This window comes from Pseudomonas aphyarum (genome assembly GCF_028657055.1).
Taxonomy (GTDB): domain Bacteria; phylum Pseudomonadota; class Gammaproteobacteria; order Pseudomonadales; family Pseudomonadaceae; genus Aquipseudomonas; species Aquipseudomonas aphyarum.
In genome coordinates this window covers 236,607-254,276 of record NZ_JAMDGS010000009.1, presented here as the reverse complement: position 1 = coordinate 254,276, position 17,670 = coordinate 236,607, and the positions used below count along the sequence as shown (strand labels likewise).

At 62.9% G+C, this 17,670-nt stretch carries 16 protein-coding genes; 13 read left to right on the top strand and 3 right to left on the bottom strand.

Annotated elements, in window-relative coordinates; all coding sequences use genetic code 11:
* Positions 1-528, bottom strand: a complete 528-nt coding sequence (locus M5G18_RS14010) for an NfeD family protein (RefSeq protein WP_273897868.1) — start codon at positions 526-528, stop codon at positions 1-3.
* Positions 529-724: 196 nt separating this feature from the next.
* On the opposite strand from M5G18_RS14010, the gene M5G18_RS14005 reads away from it, so the two are divergent.
* A complete protein-coding gene (locus tag M5G18_RS14005; protein WP_273897870.1) occupies positions 725-1,186 on the top strand; it encodes an aminoacyl-tRNA deacylase in 462 nt (153 codons plus the stop codon).
* Between the two features lie 129 nt (positions 1,187-1,315).
* The gene (locus tag M5G18_RS14000) at positions 1,316-1,561 is read left to right on the top strand and encodes a DUF2789 domain-containing protein (RefSeq protein WP_007957668.1); all 246 of its coding nucleotides are present in this window, start codon (positions 1,316-1,318) and stop codon (positions 1,559-1,561) included.
* Positions 1,562-1,570: 9 nt separating this feature from the next.
* Here the strand turns inward: M5G18_RS14000 and M5G18_RS13995 are convergent, their stop codons facing one another.
* Positions 1,571-1,771, bottom strand: a complete 201-nt coding sequence (locus M5G18_RS13995; protein ID WP_273897872.1) for a hypothetical protein — start codon at positions 1,769-1,771, stop codon at positions 1,571-1,573.
* A gap of 173 nt (positions 1,772-1,944) precedes the next feature.
* On the opposite strand from M5G18_RS13995, the gene M5G18_RS13990 reads away from it, so the two are divergent.
* The 11 genes from M5G18_RS13990 to pgaD all read left to right on the top strand — a co-directional run bounded on the left by M5G18_RS13990 (position 1,945) and on the right by pgaD (position 16,032).
* Positions 1,945-2,373 carry a MarR family winged helix-turn-helix transcriptional regulator gene (locus M5G18_RS13990; RefSeq protein WP_011331882.1) on the top strand — a complete coding sequence of 143 codons (429 nt, stop codon included), beginning with the start codon at positions 1,945-1,947 and terminating at the stop codon, positions 2,371-2,373.
* A complete protein-coding gene (locus M5G18_RS13985) occupies positions 2,370-4,433 on the top strand; it encodes an FUSC family protein (RefSeq protein WP_273897873.1) in 2,064 nt (687 codons plus the stop codon). Before M5G18_RS13990 ends, M5G18_RS13985 begins: the two co-directional genes overlap by 4 nt.
* Entirely contained in the window at positions 4,430-4,639 is a 210-nt protein-coding gene (locus tag M5G18_RS13980) for a DUF1656 domain-containing protein (protein ID WP_007957657.1), read from the top strand. The genes M5G18_RS13985 and M5G18_RS13980 overlap by 4 nt, the downstream gene beginning before the upstream one ends.
* Positions 4,636-5,523, top strand: coding sequence for an efflux RND transporter periplasmic adaptor subunit (locus M5G18_RS13975; RefSeq protein ID WP_007957655.1), 888 nt, complete (start codon positions 4,636-4,638; stop codon positions 5,521-5,523). Before M5G18_RS13980 ends, M5G18_RS13975 begins: the two co-directional genes overlap by 4 nt.
* Entirely contained in the window at positions 5,520-6,962 is a 1,443-nt protein-coding gene (locus M5G18_RS13970) for an efflux transporter outer membrane subunit (RefSeq protein ID WP_273897874.1), read from the top strand. The genes M5G18_RS13975 and M5G18_RS13970 overlap by 4 nt, the downstream gene beginning before the upstream one ends.
* 93 nt (positions 6,963-7,055) lie before the next feature.
* Positions 7,056-7,691, top strand: a complete 636-nt coding sequence (locus tag M5G18_RS13965; RefSeq protein ID WP_007957651.1) for a hypothetical protein — start codon at positions 7,056-7,058, stop codon at positions 7,689-7,691.
* A 199-nt stretch (positions 7,692-7,890) separates the two neighbouring features.
* Complete coding sequence (locus M5G18_RS13960) at positions 7,891-9,396, top strand: YdgA family protein (RefSeq protein WP_007957649.1); 1,506 nt, start codon at positions 7,891-7,893, stop codon at positions 9,394-9,396.
* Positions 9,397-9,654: 258 nt separating this feature from the next.
* A complete protein-coding gene (gene pgaA, locus M5G18_RS13955; protein ID WP_273897875.1) occupies positions 9,655-12,135 on the top strand; it encodes a poly-beta-1,6 N-acetyl-D-glucosamine export porin PgaA in 2,481 nt (826 codons plus the stop codon).
* A 12-nt stretch (positions 12,136-12,147) separates the two neighbouring features.
* Positions 12,148-14,145 (top strand): poly-beta-1,6-N-acetyl-D-glucosamine N-deacetylase PgaB, encoded by a 1,998-nt coding sequence (gene pgaB / locus M5G18_RS13950; protein WP_273897876.1) that lies wholly within the window; start codon positions 12,148-12,150, stop codon positions 14,143-14,145.
* A gap of 1 nt (position 14,146) precedes the next feature.
* Positions 14,147-15,502: a poly-beta-1,6-N-acetyl-D-glucosamine synthase gene (gene pgaC, locus M5G18_RS13945; RefSeq protein WP_273897877.1), complete on the top strand. Its 1,356-nt coding sequence runs from the start codon at positions 14,147-14,149 to the stop codon at positions 15,500-15,502.
* A complete protein-coding gene (pgaD, locus tag M5G18_RS13940) occupies positions 15,499-16,032 on the top strand; it encodes a poly-beta-1,6-N-acetyl-D-glucosamine biosynthesis protein PgaD (RefSeq protein WP_115076116.1) in 534 nt (177 codons plus the stop codon). The genes pgaC and pgaD overlap by 4 nt, the downstream gene beginning before the upstream one ends.
* On the opposite strand, the gene M5G18_RS13935 is transcribed toward pgaD, so the two are convergent.
* Positions 16,025-17,554, bottom strand: a complete 1,530-nt coding sequence (locus M5G18_RS13935; protein WP_273897878.1) for an FAD-dependent oxidoreductase — start codon at positions 17,552-17,554, stop codon at positions 16,025-16,027. The genes pgaD and M5G18_RS13935 overlap by 8 nt on opposite strands.
* Positions 17,555-17,670 lie beyond the last annotated feature (116 nt).

The window sequence follows — 17,670 nt, the reverse complement described above, 5'->3', positions numbered from 1 at the left end:
TCACTCTCCGAGCGGTGCCGCGTCAGTCGCGGCCACTTGCAGCAACAGACCTTTGCGTCCGACCACGCGCACCGGTTGCCCGGTGTGCAGCGGCGTGGCGCTCAGCACCTGCCAGCGTTCTCCTTGTAATTGCACCCAGCCGTTGCGACTGTCTTCCGGTTGCACCACCGTCACCGCCGTGACACTGCCGAGCAGGCCGGCATCGCCGCTGACCGCGTGGCGCGGTCGGGTTTTCAGGGCGCGGATCAGCAGAGCGATCAGCAACAGGGCACTGACCAGGCCGAGGCCGATCATCATCGGCACCGGCAGTTCGGCGTTGCTCAGGATCAGCGCGCCAATCACGAACATGACGATGCCGCCGAGGCCGATCACCCCGTAGTTGGGTAGCGCGGCTTCGGCGATCAGAAACGTGATGCCCAGGGTAATCAGCCACAGACCGACCGGGCTGACGGCGGTAAACGGACCTTCTGCCGCAACCACCGATCCACTCAGCAGCAACAGGGCAAGCGCACAGCAACGGATGTTCACGTGACCCTCCGCGAGAGTCAGGGGTTGTTCTTACAGTCTAGTTGAGGCTACGGCTGGATGATTTTTGATCAGTCCGCCTGCCTCGCCAGTGGGCGGATTTCCCGGTGTTCGCAGCCCGCCGGACTAGACTTTCAAGGACAGCCACAGCGTTTCATTACCGTCCGCCGCGCAGCGTCGGCGGGCACCGAGGTGCATCATGCGTATGGCCAAGAAAGTGCAGAGCAGCCTCAACCGGGCGCAATGCGAATATGACATCGTCTCCCACCCGCACTCGTCCAGCAGCCTGGAAACGGCGCGGGTCTCCGGCATTGCCGCAGAACGGGTGGCCAAATCGGTGATCCTGGACGACCGTCACGGGCACTACCTGATGGCGGTGCTGCCCGCCAGCCGCCACCTGGACTTGAGCAAGGTGCGCAGCAGCGGCGAATGGCAAATCACCCGCGAAAGCAATCTGGCGCACATCTTCGACGACTGTGAGCGCGGTGCCGTGCCGCCACTGGGCGATTCCTACGGCCTGGACATGGTCATCGACCCACTGCTGACCCGGCAGAAAGACATCTACCTGGAAGCCGGCAACCACAACAACCTGCTACACATGAGCATGCCCGAGTTCCTGAAAATGGTGCCGCATGCGCAGGTGCGGGAGTTGAGTCAGTAGCTTTTTTAGCGTCTGTGCCGACGCCCATCGCGAGCAAGCTCGCTCCCACAGGTTCTGCGCCAAACCTGTGGGAGCGTGCTTGCTCGCGAAAAATCTTTCACACCCTATAAATCTCGCAGGAGTTCCGACATGGAAAACCCGACGCACAGCCTCCCATCCCTGTTCAAGCAACTCGGCCTGGACAACGATCCGGTCAGCATTGACCAGTTCATCGCCACCCATTCTCCGCTCAAACCCGAACTGCACCTGTGCGACGCGTTTTTCTGGACCAAGAGCCAGGCGGATTTCCTGCGCGACGAGATTCTCGATGATGCGGATTGGGCGGAGGTGGTGGATCAGTTGGATGTGATGTTGAGGAAGGGGCGGGCGGGGTAAAGACCGGACCTAGCCCTTGGGAGTCATAGCTCTCAAGGAAGAGAACGTCGCTTCAACTTCAAGATTGGATAAACCGATTCCGCAGGCCATTGATTCACGAGCGATTTTCACTTTTTGCTCTAAAAATGCCGCGTACGCAGATGTCTGGGGCAGACGTTCAATCGGATGTTGTCCGGAATTGGTGTTCTTGGTCGTGAATTTCTTCGTCATGGTTCAGTGCTCTCGGATGTCGGTGTCAGCGCAGTTTCAGCGAGGGACATTTCTTGTGCTTAAAGCAATTTGTTTCAAAACTTGACTGAATTTCCCCACCAATGCGATATTGATAGTTAGCAAACTAACAGTGTGTGCATTCCCTCGTGCCGAATAACCTCGACGCTCTCCAGATGAACATCAGCAGTGCCATGGTGGTGGCCGCCAGGCATTGGCGGAAGATCTGCCAGACCACGCTGGTCAACTATGGAATTTCCGAAGCCTGCGCCGTCCCGTTGTTGATGATCGGGCGTTTGGGCGAGGGTGTGCGCCAGGTGCAGGTGGCGCAGGCGGCAGGGATGGAGTCGCCGTCGTTGGTGCGTCTGCTCGATCAGTTGTGTCACGCCGGTTTTGTCTGCCGCACCGAAGATGCCCAGGACCGTCGCGCCAAATGCCTGAGCCTGACCGACACCGGCCGTGAGCTGGTGCAAGCGGTCGAAGCGCAACTGGTGCGTCTACGTCATGAAGTGCTCGAAGGCATCGACCAGCGCGATCTGGAGGCTACGCTTCGGGTACTGAGAGCTTTTGAGGCGGCCACTCCGCCAACGGTGATCAATCCGTGAACGGGTTCTTTTCCGGCATGCCCCCGGCGCGGGACTGGTTCTACGGGATCCGCACGTTCGCGGCCTCGATGATCGCGCTGTACATCGCCTTGCTCATGCAAATGCCGCGTCCTTATTGGGCGATGGCCACGGTGTACATCGTTTCCAGCCCGTTCCTCGGCCCGACCAGTTCCAAGGCGCTGTATCGCGCAATCGGCACGTTTCTCGGTGCGGCGGCGGCGGTGCTGTTCGTGCCGATGTTCGTCCAGAGCCCGTATGTGCTGGTGGTGGTCATCGCCCTGTGGACGGGGATTTTGCTGTTCCTGTCCCTCCATCTGCGCACCGCCAACAACTACGCGTTGATGCTGGCCGGTTACACCTTGCCGTTGATCGCCCTGCCGGTGGTGGATAACCCGCTGGCGGTGTGGGACGTGGCCGAGTCGCGGACCGAAGAGATATTCCTCGGCATCGCCGTGGCGGCGGTGGTCGGCGCGATGTTCTGGCCACGGCGCCTGGCGCCGGTATTCAACGATGCCGTGGGCAAATGGTTCGCCGACGCCACGACCTACAGCCTGAAATTCCTCAGCCGCGACGTGCAGCCCGAAGAAGTCACTGCCCTGCGCATGGCCATGGTCGGCAGTTTCAACAGCCTGGAATTGATGATCGGCCAGTTGCCGCACGAAGGTGCGCGGCCGCAGACGGTGCGCAACACCAAGGAACTGCGCGGGCGGATGATCCATCTGCTGCCGGTGATCGACGCCCTCGAAGATTCGCTTTACGCCCTAGAACGGCGCACGCCGGAGCTGGTGGAAAAGTTCGCGCCGCTGCTCACCGCGACCCGCGAATGGCTCGGCCATAAAGACGCCGATCTCGACCGCTGGCAAGCCCTGCGGGATCAGCTCGAAGCCCTGCAACCGAGCGCCGAAGCCCTCGAAGATCGCAAACAGTTGCTGTTTTCCAATGCGCTGTATCGCCTTGGTGAATTCATCGATCTATGGCAGGACTGCCGCAGCCTGCAGGACGCGATCCTGTGCGAGCGCCAGGACAGCTGGCGCGCGGTCTATCGCCACTGGCGCCTGGGTCGCCTGACGCCATTCATCGACCGTGGGCTGATGCTGTATTCGGTGGTCTCGACCATCCTGGCGATCATCGTTGCCTCGGTATTGTGGATCCTGCTGGGCTGGACCGACGGCGGCAGCGCGGTGATTCTGGCGGCGGTGTCGTGCAGTTTCTTCGCCTCGATGGACGACCCGGCGCCGCAGATTTACCGGTTCTTTTTCTGGACCGGGATGTCGGTGCTGTTCGCCAGCCTGTACCTGTTTCTGGTGCTGCCGAACCTGCACGATTTCCCCATGCTGGTGCTGGCGTTCGCGGTGCCGTTCATCTGCGTCGGCACCCTGACGGTGCAGCCACGTTTCTACCTCGGCATGCTGCTGACGCTGGTCAACACCTCGTCGTTCATCAGCATTTCCGGTGCCTACGACGCGGACTTCTTTGCCTTCGTCAATTCCAACCTGGCGGGCCCGATGGGGCTGTTGTTCGCGTTCATCTGGACGCTGATCGCCCGGCCGTTCGGCGCGGAACTCGCGGCCAAGCGCCTGACCCGTTTCAGCTGGAAAGACATCGTCAGCATGACCGAACCGGCAAACCTCGCCGAGCACCGACAACTGGGCGTGCAACTGCTCGACCGCCTGATGCAGCACCTGCCGCGTCTGGCGCTGACCGGCCAGGACACCGGCATCGCTATGCGCGAAGTGCGCGTGGGGCTGAATTTGCTCGACCTGCTCGCCTACACGCCGCGAGTGACGGGCGCACCGAACGCGCTGCTCAAGCAAGTGGTGGCAGAGGTCGGCGAATACTTCCGGGCCTGTCTCAAGGCCGGCGAACGCCTGCCGGCGCCGAGCGCCCTGCTGATGACCATGGATCGGACCCGCCGCGCACTCAATGGCCACGGCGATGAAGAAACCCGACTAAACCTGTTGCACGCCTTGAGCGGTTTGCGCCTGGCGCTGTTGCCCGGCGTGGAATTCGTTTCCAGTGCCGAGCCCGAAGAACCGCTGCCCGAAGGAGCGCCCCTATGATCGGTGATCTGGACATCAGCGGCATTTTCCTGCCGACCCTGCTGGTGTTGATGGGCATCACTTATGTGCTGTTTGTTTTGGTACACGGCGTGCTCACACGCCTGCATTTCTACCGTCTGGTCTGGCACCGGGCATTGTTCAACGTGGCTCTCTACGCCGTGATGCTGTACGGCGTGGATTCACTCAGTCGATACCTGATGACATGAAAAAACCGTTTCTGACCCTCGGTCGCGTCGTCCTGACGCTGCTGATCGTGACTTTCGCCGTCGTCGTGGTCTGGCGCATGGTGATGTATTACATGTTCGCGCCCTGGACCCGCGACGGCCACATTCGCGCCGACATCGTGCAGATCGCCCCGGACGTGTCCGGGCTGATCCAGCAGGTCGAAGTGAAGGACAATCAGTTGGTGAAACGCGGTCAGGTGCTGTTCAGCATCGACCAGGACCGTTTCAAACTGGCGTTGCGCCAGGCCAAGGCGGCGGTCGCCGATCGCGAAGAAACCCTCGCCCAGGCCCAGCGTGAAGCCAAGCGTAACCGTGGTCTGGGCAATCTGGTGCCGGCCGAACAGCTGGAAGAAAGCCAGTCGAAAGTGGCCCGCGCGCAATCGGCCCTGGCCGAAGCGCTGGTGGCGGTGGACAGCGCTCAGCTCAATCTCGACCGTTCGGTGATCCGCAGCCCGGTGGACGGCTACGTCAACGACCGTGCGCCGCGCTCGCAGGAATTCGTCACCGCCGGGCGTCCGGTGTTGTCGGTGGTCGACAGCAATTCGTTCCACATCGACGGCTATTTCGAAGAGACCAAACTCGACGGCATCCACATCGGGCAGTCGGTGGATATCCGCGTGATCGGCGACCGCGCTCGCCTGCGCGGGCATGTCGAAAGCATCGTCGCCGGCATCGAAGACCGCGACCGTTCGAGCGGCAGCAACCTGCTGCCCAACGTCAATCCGGCGTTCAGCTGGGTGCGTCTGGCCCAGCGGATTCCGGTGCGCATTGCCTTCGACGACGTACCGGATGACTTCCGCATGATCGCCGGGCGTACCGCCACTGTGTCGATCATCGACGATCAACCGCAGGAGCCCGCCAAATGAGCAGGGCTCTGATGATCGCCGGTTTGGGCATGATGCTGTCGGCCTGCTCGATGGTCGGGCCGGACTATCACGTGCCCGAAGACGCGGCGGTCCAGCGCAAGGATTTCCAGGGCGACCTGGCGGTGGCCGGCAAACCGGTGGTGTCGGCCCCGGTGCCGGCGGACTGGTGGCGGCTGTATCAGGATCCGCGTCTGGATCAACTGGTGCAGCAGGCCATGGCGTCCAACACCGATCTGCGGGTGGCGGCGGCGAACCTGTCGCGGGCTCGTGCGCAGGTCGATGAAGCCGAGGCGGCCGGTGGCTGGAGCGGCGGCGTGAAGATGGGCGCCCAGCGCTTGCAGGAATCCGGCGAAGCATTTCTGCTGCCGGAGAAAGTGCCGGTGGCCAACATCGGCGATATCGGCATCAGCGCGTCCTACCAGTTCGACCTGTGGGGCACGCTGCAACGCGGGATCGAAGCGGCGAAGGCCAACGCCGACGCAACCCAGGCCGCAGCCGACACGGCGCGCATTACCCTGGTCGCCGACGTGGTGCGGGCCTACACCCAGGTCTGCGCGGCGAACGAGGAGCGGGAAATCGCCCAGCATTCCCTCGACCTGCAATCCCAGAGCACCACGCTGATCCAGCGCCTGCGCGACGCCGGGCGCGGCGATGAAACCCAGGTCACCCGTTCGCAGACCCAATTCAAATCCCTGCGCGCTGATATGCCGCGCTATGAGGCGGCGCGTCAGGCCGGGTTGTTCCGTCTGTCGATGCTGCTGGCCAAGCCTGTCGATCAATTGCCGGCCGGCACCGCGACCTGCGCCGAACTGCCGAAAATCGCCCAACTGGTGCCGGTGGGCGATGGCGCTGCGCTGCTCAAGCGTCGGCCGGACATCCGCCAGGCCGAGCGGCGTCTGGCGGCTGCGACGGCTGGAATCGGCATCGCCACGGGCGAGCTGTACCCGGACATCAGTTTCGGCGCGACAATCGGCACCGTCGGCATTCTGGACAACCTTGGCAAACCGTCCACCAACCGCTGGGGCTTCGGCCCGTCGCTGAGCTGGAGCGTGCCGACCAACGGCGCCCGGGCCCGGATCCGCGAAGCCGAAGCCACGACCCAGGGTGCGCTGGCGCATTTCGACGGCGTGGTGCTTAACGCCATCCGCGAAACCCAGACCGGCCTGTCCCAGTACTCCGCGCTGCTGCAACGCCGCGATGCGCTGGCCGATGCCGAGCAGTCGGCGAAACTGGCGGCCGACCAGACGCACCGCTTCTTCCAGGCCGGCCGCGAGTCGTTCCTTGCCGACCTGCAAGCCACCCGCACCTACACCGACGTCACCGCGCAACTGGCCGCCGCCAACACCCAGGTTGCCATGAGCCAGATCGATCTGTTCCTCGCCCTGGGCGGCGGTTGGGAAAGCGGACGAACGCAAGCCTCGAGCGCCAGCAAACCCTGAGGCCGTTGCTATGCTTTGAAGTATTGAAAGGGCGCCCCGAACCAGGCGCCTTTTCAGTGCACATCGCTAGCGCAGGTCTAGGGGAAACCAATAATGAAAAACCCTTACGCTCTCGGCTTCTGGTGCGCCCTGGTAGCCCTGGTGCTGCTGTCGGCCACCTATTTCTACGGCATCATGCTGGCCCACCAGATCGACAAGGCAATGGTCTTCCTCGACAGCACCGTGGCGCTGATCGCGGTCATGGCGATCGTGGTCGTGGCGTCGGCGCTGGTTCAGAGCCAGCGACTCAAGAAACGCCAGCTTGAGCAAAGCAAGACGCTACTGCTGATCTGGGACACCAAAGTCGCGCTGCGCAAAGTCGAAACCGTGTTCGACCGCTACTTCTGGGGCAGCTACTGGCAACCGGGGCGGACCTTCGCCGAAGTCATGGGCGAACTCACCGGCACGCCGCTGGAGAAAAGCCTCGAAGCCCTGAAAAAACAATGCCTGGCCCTCGACCGGCAAGTTGCCGACGACGGCTGGCACTGGCTCAACAACGCCCGCGAACTGTCAGACGTCGCCACCGCCATGGCCCGCGAGCGTTATCAGCTGGATTTTTGCGACCCGCGCAGCGACGGGCCGGGCGGGGCGGTGATCGACCGGGATTTCGAAGTGCTGGTGTACACCTGGACCGCACGGCTGAAAAGCTTCGACCATCAGCTCGATGAAATCGAGGTGCAATATTCCTGATCCTTAAAAGATCGCCGAACCCGGCGATCTTTTTGTTTGTCCATGTCCCGTGGACATTCTTTAACCTTTAAACGTTGGGCCGCGCCGCACTGCCAGTGCTAATCTCCACCGCTAAATTCAGCGGAGTCGCGCCACGGCCCGGTCACGGGTTCAGGGAAGACGACCACACTTTCAGCCACGGAAATCGATCAGGTCATTCATGAATAAATCAGCAGGCGTGCTTCTCGGAATTGTTGTGGCCATCGGCGCCATCAGCGTAGGCGGGGCCTGGTACACCGGCACCAAAATCGAAGGCGTGCTGAACAATGCCGTCGCCAACGCCAACAGCGAGTTGCAGACCGCCATGGCCGGCTCCAACGGCAGTGCGTCGCTGGAACTGGTATCGCTCGAGCGCAACACCTTCAGCAGCACCGCGCACTATCGCCTAAAGGGCGAGGGTGAAATGTTCGGCGAGGCGCCGGTCGAGTTGCTGTTCGTCGACCATATTGAACACGGCCCGCTGCCGTTCTCGCGTCTGGTGTCGCTGAAATGGCTGCCGGTCATGGCCACCAGTCACTACGAACTGGAAAAGACCCCGATCACCGAAAAATGGTTTGCCGCCACCAAGGGCGCCGCGCCGCTCAAAGGTGTGGTCAACATCGGTTACGACCAGTCCACCACCGGCAACCTCGAACTGCTGCCACTGGAAGCTGCGCTGGATGACAAGTCGAGCCTGAAGTTTTCCGGTCTGAACATGGACATTTCCGCCAGCGCCCAGGCGCAGAAGGTCAAGGCCAACGGCTACATGGACAGCCTGCACCTGACCACGGTCGCCGAAGATCAGGCGCCGGTGCAGATCGAACTCAATGGCCTGACCCTGGCCAGCAACCTCGCCAAGAGCACCTACGGCTACTACACCGGCGAGAACACCCTGGAACTGACCAGCAGCAAGACCACCTTCGGCGTCAAACAATCGGTGCTGGGCGTGAAGAACTTCGAAATGAAGAACCGCACCGAGGAGAACGGCAGCAACGCTTCCGGCCGTGCCGACTACAAGGTCGGCGAAGTGACCCTCAACGACAAGAAGATCGGTTCGGCCAACCTGGCCATGAGCCTGAAAAACCTCGACATTCCGTCGGCCATGTCGCTGATGCAGATCTACCAGACCAAGCTGCAGCCGTATGAAAAGGCCGCTGCCGAAGCCACCGCCGCCGGCCTGCCGGCTCCGGAGCTGAACTTGACCGAAGCCGAGTCCACCCAGGTCAAGGCCGACCTGCAGAAACTGCTGGCAGCCGGGCCGCAACTGGCGCTGGAAGACCTGTCGCTGAAAACCGCCAACGGCGAAAGCCGAGCGAGTCTGGTGCTCGACCTGGCCAAGCCACAGTCGATGGACCTGCCGCCGGATCAACTGGGCAAACAGTTGATCGCGCTGCTTGACGTGAATGTGCTGGTGTCCAAGCCGATGCTGGTCGACCTGCTCAGCGTGCAGGCGCAAATCGACGGTCAGACCGATGCCAAAGCCATCGTTGACCAGGCCAGCGCTGGCGCCGACATGTTCGCCGGCATGGCCGTCGGTACGCAGCTGGCGACCCTGGACGGCACCAACGTAGTCACCAAACTGCATTACGCCGCCAATCAGGTGGAATTCAACGGCCAGAAGATGACCGTCGAGCAGTTCGTCGGCTTCCTGATGAGCAAGTTCGGCAGTATCGAACAGCCTCAGTAAACGCCCCGCGCGACAACGAAACGCCCGGCCTCTGCACCCGCAGACGCCGGGCGTTTTGCTGTCTGGCGTCCGGGTTTGCGGCCGGTCGGGAAATCCATCGTCACGAATCTGAACAATTATTGTGTTCTGAATATTGGTCTACGCTTGCGTGCAAGACTGCTTGGATAAGCTTGGCTGAGCGTTTATTGCTTGGCCTCCGTTACGAAATGGGCAAGGGGGGGCGTTGCTACCCGGCTGGCCATGTAAGGATGCTGACGAATGCCGCGTATTGATGTTCCCGTATTACATCGTGGTTTACGCCCTTTGTTTCGAGTCGCGCTGTGCAGCCAGTTGCTCTGGCCGGCGTTCGCGTTCGCCGATACGGCCTACGATCAAATGGTGCTCGACGCCCGGGCCGGGCATTACACGCCTGCGCTGACCGTTTTGCGTCAGGTGCCGCCGGCCCAGGCCACTACCGGCCAGGTCAGCGATCACCTGCAAATCGCCGGCTGGGCCGGGCTCGACGCCGAAGTGGTGCAGGTCTACGAGACTCAGGGCCGTGGCCGGGCATTGCCGGTTCAGGCGCTGACCGCCACCGCAAGGGCCTATCGCAATCTTAAACGCTGGGATCAGGCGATCCAGGTCTACAACAAGGCCCTCACGCTGGAGCCGGACAACGCCGACCTGCAACTCGGTCTGGCGCTGACCCAGGCCGATTCCGGCAAGCCCGACGAAGGGGTGATCCGCGCCCGTTCGCTGGTCGCCGCCAAACCCGATGATCCTTCCCGCCGACTGGCGCTGGGCTACGCCCTGAATCGCGCCGGCAAGCCGTACGATGCGCTGTTCGAGTACGACCAGGCTTTCATTCGCGCCGGCAACAAACCGGAGGTCGCCCGCGAATACGTGGTCGCCCTGCAAAAGGCACGTCTGCCGGAGCCGGCGCTGCGCCTGGCGAAGCAGCGTCCGGGGTTGATCGATCCCGTCACCTTGCGACGTCTGGAAGGCGATCTGGCTGCCGAGCGCGTGCGCCTCGCCGAACTGGCCACCCGCAGCGAAAAAGAACGCTACGTGATCGCCGATCGTGCCTTGGCCGACTACGACCAGTTGCTCGCCACCTGGACCCCGGACGCCAGCGCCCACGACGACGTGACCCGCTGGCGCATCGACCGCATGGGCGCGCTCAAGGCCCGGGCGCGCACCGCCGAGGTCATCAGCGAATACCAGAAGCTGCAAGCCGAAGGCGTGAAGATCCCGACCTACGCCCTGCGTTGGGTAGCAGCGTCCTATCTGGATCAGCGGCAGCCGGAAATCGCCACCGATCTTTACCGTCAGGTGCTGGCGGCCCCGGATGCGGATGTCGGCGACCGACTCGAAGACACCACGGCGCTGTATTACTCGCTGCTGGAAAGCGACCGCGCCGAAGAGGCGCGCAAGGTCGCCGAAGATCAGGCGAAGACACAGAAACCGCGCATCGAACTCAAGGGCCTGCCGATCGGCAACCCCAACGACGAATGGATGGACGCCCAGCAACTGGCGGCGCAGGCCGGCACCTACGGCTCCGACCTGCCTCACGGCGAAGAGCGTTTGCAGACCCTGGTGGATCAGGCGCCGGGCAACATCGGCCTGCGCCTGGCCCAGGCCGATCTGTACCTGGCCCGCAACTGGCCGCGCCGCGCGGAAAACCAGCTCAAGGAAACCGAGAGCATTGCGCCGCGCGACATGGGTCTGGAAGTCGCGCAGGCCCGCACCGCCATGGACCTGCAGGAGTGGCGGCAGATGGATGCGCTGACCGACGACGTGGTGGCGCGTTTCCCCGACAACCGTCAGGTCCAGCGTCTGGCCCGTGAGCGCGAAGTGCACGACATGTCCGAGCTGCGCGTCGAAGCCTACGGTGGCAAGGCCAACGGCGGCAGCGGTGGCGATGCCGGTGCGGTCTCTGGCAGCCGGGATTTCGGCATCCAGACCACCCTTTACAGCCCGCCGATCGATGAAGACTGGCGGGTGTTCGCCGGGGCCGGATACGCCACTGGCGATTTCGCCGAAGGCACCGGCCACCATCGCTTCCAGCGTGTCGGTCTGGAGCGTCGCACCCGCGACATGACCCTCGAAGCCGAGGTGTCGAACCATTCCTATGGCTTTGGCGACAAGCAGGGCGCGCGTCTGGCGATTGCCCGCGACATCGACGATCACTGGCAATACGGCGGCAGCCTCGAATACCTGTCGGCCGAGACCCCGCTGCGGGCACTCAACAGCGACATCAAGGCCAACGGCGGCAGCGGTTTCATCCGCTGGCGCGCCAACGAGAGCCGCGAGTGGCGGCTGGCGGTCAGCCCGTCGCACTTCAGCGACGGCAACAACCGCGTCGAAGCCTTGCTGACCGGAAAAGAGGGCGTCTACAGCGCGCCGAACCTGCAAGTCGATGCGGGCCTGGAAGTGGGCACCAGCCACAACTCCAAGTCCGATGACGTGCCGTACTTCAACCCGAAGTCGGACTTCAGCGTCATGCCGCTGCTGAACGTCAATCACGTGCTGTACCACCGCTACGAAACCGTCTGGAGCCAGCAGTTCCAGGCCGGTGCGGGTACTTACAGCCAGCGTGATCACGGCACTGGCGGCATGGCATTGCTCGGTTACGGCCAACGCTACGCCTGGAACGACGTGTTCGAGGTGGGCGGTTTGTTCAGCGTGATCAACCGGCCCTACGACGGTGACCGGGAAACCGATCTGCGTCTGCTCGTCGACCTCACTTTCCGCTTCTAGAAGAGTTTGAAGATGCCTTTGATTTCGCGTTTCATCCTTCTGCTGGGAGTGCTGCTGGTCAGCGCCTGCGCCCAGCAAGCCCCGGCCTTCGTGCCGCCGTCCGAGCGACCGGTGGCAGCCAATGAAAAGCCCTGGCCGAAAAACCACGTGTTGGGCATTGCTTACCACGACGTCGAAGACCGTGATCCCGATCAGGCGGTGGTGGCGGTGCGCACCGAGCGCCTGCTCGAACAGCTCGCCTGGCTGCGGGAAAACAACTACCAACCGGTGACGGTCGACCAGATCATGGCCGCGCGCAAAGGCGGGCCGGAACTGCCGCCCAAGGCGATCCTGCTCAGCTTCGACGACGGTTACTCAAGCTTCTACACCCGCGTGTTGCCGGTATTGCGCGCCTACAACTGGCATGCGCTGCTGGCGCCGGTCGGCACCTGGATCGATACACCGCTGAACCAACCGGTGGACTTTGCCGGCACGCCGCGTCCGCGCTCGGACTTCCTGACCTGGGCTCAGGTGCGGGAAATCTCGCAATCGGGCCTGGTGGAAATCGCCGCCCACACCGACGCCAGCCACAAAGGCATCCTCGCCAACCCGCAAGGCAACATGCAGCCGGCGGCCGCGACCCGACGCTACGATCCGGTGAGCAAACGCTACGAATCCGAAGCCGATTTCCAGGCGCGGATCCGCGCTGACGTGCAGGCCATTTCGGAAAAAATCCGCAAGAACACCGGTAAAAAACCGCGCATCTGGGTCTGGCCTTACGGGACGGCGGACGGCACGTCGCTGACCGTGGTCAGCGAGGAAGGCTATGAAATGGCTCTGACCCTCGATGACGGCCTCGATGCCCTCGACAACCTGATGAGTGGCCCGCGTTTCCTGGTCGCTTCCGATCCTGACGGCGAGCACTTCGCCAACAGTGTGGTCGGCGTGCAATCGGATTTCACCATGCGCGTGGTGCACGTGGATCTGGACAACGTCTACGACCCGGACCCGGCGCAGCAGGAAATCAACCTCGGCAAACTGATCCAGCGCATGGCCGACATGGGCGCCAACACCGTGTTCCTGCAAGCCTTCGCCGATCCGAAGGGCGATGGCCTGGTGCATTCGCTGTACTTCCCCAACCGTCATCTGCCGATGCGCGCCGACCTGTTCGACCGGGTCGCCTGGCAATTGCGCACCCGGGCTCACGTGAAAGTCTTTGCGTGGATGCCGGTGCTGAGTTTCGAACTGGATTCGAAGCTGCCACGGGTGACGCGCTGGGATCCGAAGACCGGTACGACCGCTGTCGACCCGGATCAATACAAACGCCTGTCGCCGTTCGATCCCGAGGTGCGACGGATCATCGGCGAGATCTACGAAGACGTGGCACGCCTGACTTCGGTCGACGGCATTCTCTACCACGACGACGCAGTGCTCTCGGACTTCGAAGACGCCGGCCCTCAGGCGCTGAAGGCCTATGCCGCCCAAGGCTTGCCGGGCTCGATCGCCGCCCTGCGTGACGATCCGGCGGCGATGCAGCGCTGGACGCGCTTCAAGAGCCGCTACCTGATCGACTTCACCAACGAACTGACCGCCAAGGTGCGCGCGATTCGTGGCCCGCAAGTGCTCACCGCGCGCAACATCTTCGCCGAGCCGGTGCTCAATCCGCACAGCGAAGCGTGGTTCGCGCAGAACCTCGACGACTTCCTCGTGAGCTACGACTGGACGGCGCCGATGGCCATGCCGCTCATGGAAAAACAGACCCAGGCGCAATCCGGCCCGTGGCTCGAAGCGCTGGTAGCGAAGATCAAACAGCGCCCCGGTGCGCTGGATCGCACGGTGTTCGAACTGCAGGCCCGGGACTGGACGAAAAAAGAACAGGCCGATATCGACGGTGCGCAACTGGCCGACTGGATGAGCCGCCTCAAGCGTCAGGGCGCCACCAGTTTCGGCTACTACCCGGACAACTTCCTCGAGAACCTGCCGGACCTGAAAACCGTGCGGCCTGCGCTCTCCAACAAATGGAACCCATGACATGCTGGATAGACTGCTGGCCCTGCTTGTTCTGGCGATCGTCCTCGGCGTCCCGCTGGGGCTGATCTTCCTGGTCACCGGGCAATTCCTGATGGACTTCGTGTTCTTCTACCCGCTGTTCATGTCCGGGTTGTGGATTTCCGGTGGCCTGTATTTCTGGCTGCACTGGGAGCGGCACTGGCCGTGGAAGGACGACACCCTGCCGCCACCGCTGGAAGGCGAACCGCTGATTTCGATCCTGATCCCTTGCTACAACGAGGGCGACAACGCCGCCGACACCATCCACGCGGCGCTGGCGCAGCATTACCCGAACATCGAAGTCATCGCGATCAACGATGGCTCCAAGGACAACACCGCCGAAGTGCTGGATGCACTGGCCAAGGAAGATCCACGGCTGCGGGTGCTGCACCTGGCGGAAAACCAGGGCAAGGCCGTGGCTCTGCGCATGGGCGCCATCGCCGCGCGCAGCGAATATCTGGTGTGCATCGACGGTGATGCACTGCTGGCGCCGAACACCGCGGCTTATCTGGTGGCGCCGATGCTCGACAACGCACGACTGGGCGCGGTGACCGGCAACCCACGGATCCGCACGCGTTCGACTCTGGTCGGGCGGGTTCAGGTCGGCGAGTTCTCGTCGATCATCGGGCTGATCAAGCGCACTCAGCGGGTGTTCGGGCGGATCTTCACCGTGTCCGGTGTGATCGTCGCGTTCCGTCGCACCGCGCTTAACCGGGTCGGCTACTGGAGCCCGGACATGATCACCGAAGACATCGACATCAGCTGGAAGCTGCAACTGGACCACTGGAGCATTTTCTATGAGCCCCGTGCCCTGTGCTGGATCCTGATGCCGGAAACCCTTCGTGGTCTGTGGAAGCAGCGCCTGCGCTGGGCTCAGGGCGGCGCCGAAGTGCTGTTCAAGAACATTCGCGGAATCTGGCAGTACCGCCATCGTTACCTGTGGCCGCTGCTGTTCGAATACTGCCTGTCGACCGGTTGGGCGTTCACCTTCCTGTTGTCGGTGGTCTTCTGGGGCGTCGGCAAGTTCGTGGTCATGCCTGAAGCCATTGCCGTCGATCACCTGATGCCGCCGGCGTTCACCGGGTTGCTGCTGGCGTTTGTCTGCCTGGTGCAGTTCGCGGTCAGCATCATCATTGACCGGCGTTACGAGCCGGGCCTGGGCAAGACCATGTTCTGGGTGGTGTGGTACCCGATCGCGTTCTGGTTCGTCAGCCTGCTGACCACGCTGGTCAGTTTCCCCAAAGTACTGTTCGGCCAACACCAGAAGCGTGCGCGCTGGGTCAGTCCCGACCGGGGTATCAAGCCGCTCGGGGACGATGAAGAGGAGGTTATCAAATGAAAATCATCCGGACCCGCCAACGGCCGTTTCTGGTGGTGGTCGATGCGTTCTTCACCGTGCTGGCCTGGGTCGGCCTGCTGTACCTGCTGGTGCGCGGCTTGTGGCCGTTGATCGAGACCCACGAAGGCGGGCCGCGCATCGACAACTCGGCGTTCGAAGCCCTCGGCACCTTGCAGATTTACCTGTGGGTGGCGTTGGTCAATGCTGTGATCCTGATCGGCTGGGCGCGCTATCAACAGCGCAAGAGCCGAAGCTTCGCCCAACGTCGCCTGCCGTCCCCGGTGGTCGACGATGAGGGGCTGAGCCGCAGCTTCAAATTGTGCGACGACCGCTTTCAGAAACTGCGCGGGCCGGGCGTGATGACCATCCACAACGATCAGGACGGTGACGTCAGCCACGTGGTGCCGCATCTATGGCCGGTCCAGCCGGAAGAACTGCCGCCACCGCTGGCGCCACTGGAGCATCCTCGGGTGATCTTTCTGCACGCCGAGGACGATGACAACCGTGAGCCGCTGAACCGGATCACCTGACCGCGCGAATCAGCCGCCAGGCTTCCTCCATCGGCAGCGGTTGCTTCATGCGTTCGGCGAGCAGCGCCATCGCTCGTTCCTCTTCGCAGGCCACCGCTGCCACCACCACGCCCTTGCTCCCGAACAGCCCGATAAACGGCGGCTGTTCGGGTTCGCCGATAAATTCGATCGCATCCCAATCCTCGGCGTGGCCTAGATAGTCGTAGTTGCGGCTGAAATGCCAGGTCCAGAAATACGGCACGTCGAGGTAATGCTCATCGCCACCGAGCAGGTTGGCGGCGGCGATCCGCGCGTGCTGCTGGGCCAGGCGCCAGTGTTCGATGCGCTGTGGTTTGCCGTTCAACGGGAAGGTGGCGATATCGCCAATCGCCCACAGGCCGTCAGCCACGCGCAGACTGGCATCGACCAACAGTGATTGATCGTCCTCGCGCGGCAAGTCGCCGAAGGCTTCGGTGGCCGGGTGCACGCCGATTCCCGCCAACACCAGATCCGCCGACAGGCGCAGGCCATTGTCGAGCAACACCGCCTCGACTTTGCCGTCGCCGGTGATCTCCCTGGCTTCGTGATCGGTGATGAATTTCACGCCGTTTTCTTCGTGCAGTGCCCGGATTGCCTTGCCGACGGATTCACCGAATTGCGCTGCGAAGGGAATGGCGTGCCGTGCCAGCACCGTCACCTCGAGACCGTGCTGGCGCAGGGCCGACGCGCATTCCAGCGCAATGAAGCTGTCCCCGATGATGACTGCACGCTGACCGGGTCGGGCGGCGTCCATGATGGATTGCGCCTGGGCTTTGGATCGCAGGACAAACACTTGAGGCAGGTCGGCGCCGGGCAGTTTCAGCGCGTTGGGCGTTGCGCCGGTGGCCAGCACCGCCGCGCTGTAATGCAGTGTGCGGCCATCGCTCAGGTGAAGGGTTTTGGTATCGGTATCGAGCCCGGTGACCTCGCCTGAAACCCGGTTGATGTGCTGTTCGCGGTAAAAGTCGTCATCGCGCAGGGGCGGGGTTTCCGGTGCCGGCATTTCCCCGGACAACACGAATTTGCTCAGCACCGTGCGGTCGTAGCCGGCGTCCGGCTCGCGGTCGATCAGCACGATCCGCCCGCCGAAGCCTTTTTCCCGCAGAGCTGCAGCGCAGGCCGTTCCCCCGGCACCGGCGCCAACGATGACAAAGGTGCGCGGATCGTCTTGCGGCGGGGTGTGCGGATCCGACAGCGGCTGGTCATCGACCCACACCTCGTCGCCGCGCAGTTCCAGTGGATAACGCTTGAGACTGTCCAGCGCCGGAGGCTCGCACAACGCGCCATCTTCGGCGCGAAAGGCTGCCTTGTGCCACGGGCAGATCAGTCGGCCGTGGCACAACGCACCTTCCGCCAGTGGCGCGCCGGCGTGCGGGCATTCCCCCTGAAAGGCGCGCAACTGCCCGGCGGCGCGCAGCAGGACAATCTTGCAGTCGCCGATCTGCACCTCCAGCCCACGGTCTTCAGGCACATCGGCGAAACGGGCGACACGGTGCAGGGTCATGGTCGTGCTCCTCACAGGCATTTCTCTTACGAGTTTGGGCCGCATTGCGAGGTTCAGCCATTTCCCACTGCCACGGCACGAACGGTACGGCTATAGTTTGCAGGCCGACGAAGGCC

What these genes read in the sequence shown, in the direction of transcription:
- pgaD (WP_115076116.1), top strand. Translation starts at nt 15,499, where the DNA reads ATGAAAATCATCCGGACCCGCCAACGGCCGTTTCTGGTGGTGGTCGAT.
- pgaC (WP_273897877.1), top strand. Translation starts at nt 14,147, where the DNA reads ATGCTGGATAGACTGCTGGCCCTGCTTGTTCTGGCGATCGTCCTCGGC.
- M5G18_RS13935 (WP_273897878.1), bottom strand. Translation starts at nt 17,554, where the DNA reads ATGACCCTGCACCGTGTCGCCCGTTTCGCCGATGTGCCTGAAGACCGT.
- pgaA (WP_273897875.1), top strand. Translation starts at nt 9,655, where the DNA reads ATGCCGCGTATTGATGTTCCCGTATTACATCGTGGTTTACGCCCTTTG.
- M5G18_RS13970 (WP_273897874.1), top strand. Translation starts at nt 5,520, where the DNA reads ATGAGCAGGGCTCTGATGATCGCCGGTTTGGGCATGATGCTGTCGGCC.
- M5G18_RS13975 (WP_007957655.1), top strand. Translation starts at nt 4,636, where the DNA reads ATGAAAAAACCGTTTCTGACCCTCGGTCGCGTCGTCCTGACGCTGCTG.
- M5G18_RS13995 (WP_273897872.1), bottom strand. Translation starts at nt 1,771, where the DNA reads ATGACGAAGAAATTCACGACCAAGAACACCAATTCCGGACAACATCCG.
- M5G18_RS13990 (WP_011331882.1), top strand. Translation starts at nt 1,945, where the DNA reads ATGAACATCAGCAGTGCCATGGTGGTGGCCGCCAGGCATTGGCGGAAG.
- pgaB (WP_273897876.1), top strand. Translation starts at nt 12,148, where the DNA reads ATGCCTTTGATTTCGCGTTTCATCCTTCTGCTGGGAGTGCTGCTGGTC.
- M5G18_RS14005 (WP_273897870.1), top strand. Translation starts at nt 725, where the DNA reads ATGCGTATGGCCAAGAAAGTGCAGAGCAGCCTCAACCGGGCGCAATGC.
- M5G18_RS13965 (WP_007957651.1), top strand. Translation starts at nt 7,056, where the DNA reads ATGAAAAACCCTTACGCTCTCGGCTTCTGGTGCGCCCTGGTAGCCCTG.
- M5G18_RS14000 (WP_007957668.1), top strand. Translation starts at nt 1,316, where the DNA reads ATGGAAAACCCGACGCACAGCCTCCCATCCCTGTTCAAGCAACTCGGC.
- M5G18_RS13980 (WP_007957657.1), top strand. Translation starts at nt 4,430, where the DNA reads ATGATCGGTGATCTGGACATCAGCGGCATTTTCCTGCCGACCCTGCTG.
- M5G18_RS13960 (WP_007957649.1), top strand. Translation starts at nt 7,891, where the DNA reads ATGAATAAATCAGCAGGCGTGCTTCTCGGAATTGTTGTGGCCATCGGC.